The 1,567-nt window shown below is 72.6% G+C and carries 1 protein-coding gene and 2 pseudogenes; 2 read left to right on the plus strand and 1 reads right to left on the minus strand.

From position 1 onward, the window contains the following. On the plus strand, positions 1-386 hold a 386-nt coding region (locus tag ABZV78_RS31740), incomplete at its 5' end, for a transposase (RefSeq protein WP_355644553.1). 147 nt (positions 387-533) lie between these two features. Further along, a pseudogene (locus ABZV78_RS31745) lies at positions 534-1,472 on the plus strand (phosphatase PAP2 family protein); the annotation flags it as partial. 11 nt (positions 1,473-1,483) lie between these two features. On the opposite strand, the pseudogene ABZV78_RS31750 reads toward ABZV78_RS31745, so the two are convergent. Then, positions 1,484-1,567 (minus strand): annotated as a pseudogene (locus ABZV78_RS31750) (ABC transporter ATP-binding protein); the annotation flags it as partial.

A 1,567-nucleotide genomic window follows, 5' to 3' on the forward strand; every position in this document is an offset into this window, starting at 1 on the left:
CCTACAAGCAGCAGTGGCGCGGCGGCCAACTGGCCCTGGTCGACCGCTGGTACCCGTCGACCAAGACCTGTTCGGCATGCCGGAGCGTGGCCCCCGCGATGCCTCTGCACCAGCGCACCTTCACCTGCCAGGTGTGCGGGTATCAGGCCGATCGGGACCACAATGCCGCAGTCAACCTCGCTGTCTGGGCCGAGCAGCACCACGCCCAGGTCCGGGACCTCCCCGCAGGGGGCCCGGTCACCAACGCCCGCCGAGGGAAAGGCCCTGGCCCACGCACACGCGCGGGCGAAACCGGCCCCGATGACGCAGGAACCGTACCCACCCCACCCGGGGCGAGGCGCGGACGCCCGAGAAGGGCGCTGTCTCACAACTCCACCGAGTTATGAAACAGGCCGTAGTGCAGCGGCCCCGGACCCGGGCGGCGTCCGGACCGCCACCCCGGCCCTCCCGACGGCCCCGACCGGGGGTGACCGGCACCGGCGGCGGGCGGTCGGCGTCGGCGCCCCCGCCGCCCGCCGTTAACCTTGTCCGCGATGGCCGTGCTGACTGACCCCCCGCCCCCCGCCCCCGCCGGACCGACCGCGTCCCCCGACGGAGGGCGCCGCCGCGTGGTGGCGATGGCGATCTGGGGGATCGCCTTCGTGGCCGCCTGGCTCGCCATCGGCCTGCCGACCGACCCGGCGTACGCGTTCCTCTGGATCTGGGCGGGCACCATCGCCTGGCACTCGTCCCGCCCGTGGCGCAGCCACCTGCGCTTCGCCCGGGACTGGATCCCGGTGGTGCTGCTGCTGGCCGCGTACAACCTGTCCCGGGGGTTCGCCGACAACGGCGCGACGCCGCACGCCATGGAGCTGATCGTCGCCGACCGGTTCCTGACCGGCTGGGCGACCGGCGGCGAGGTGCCCACGATCTGGCTCCAGCAGCACTTCTACCGGCCCGACCAGGTGCACTGGTGGGACGTGCTGGTCAGCTGGATCTACTTCTCGCACTTCGTGGCGACGCTCGCCGCCGCCGCGGTGCTCTGGCTGCGGGACCGCGCGCGCTGGGGCGCGTACATGCGCCGGTGGGGCTTCCTCTGCGCGGCCGGGCTGGCCACCTACTTCCTCTACCCGGCCGCGCCGCCGTGGTGGGCGGCCCAGAACGGGCTGCTCACCGACGTCGCCCGGATCTCCACCCGCGGGTGGAAGGAGATCGGCATGCACGGCGCGGGCAACCTGCTCAACGCCGGTCAGATCGCCTCCAACCCGGTGGCCGCCATGCCGTCGCTGCACACCGCGTTCGCCCTGTTCGTGGTCCTTTTCTTCCTGCGCGCGACGCGGAAGCGCTGGTGGCCGCTGCTGCTGGCGTATCCGCTGGCGATGACCTTCACGCTGGTCTACAGCGGCGAGCACTACCTGATCGACGTGCTGGTCGGCTGGGCGTACGTCGGGCTGACCTTCCTCGTGGTGGGGCTGGCCGAGCGCTGGTGGGCGGCCCCGGCGGACTACTTCTGGTTCTCGTACGCCGCGCAGACCTCGTCGGTGGGGCCGTCCATCTTCAGCACACCACTCTCCAGCCAGATGGTCCG

Origin of the sequence: Micromonospora sp. NPDC004540, from assembly GCF_040610095.1 — a bacterium.
Taxonomy (GTDB): Bacteria; Actinomycetota; Actinomycetes; order Mycobacteriales; family Micromonosporaceae; genus Micromonospora.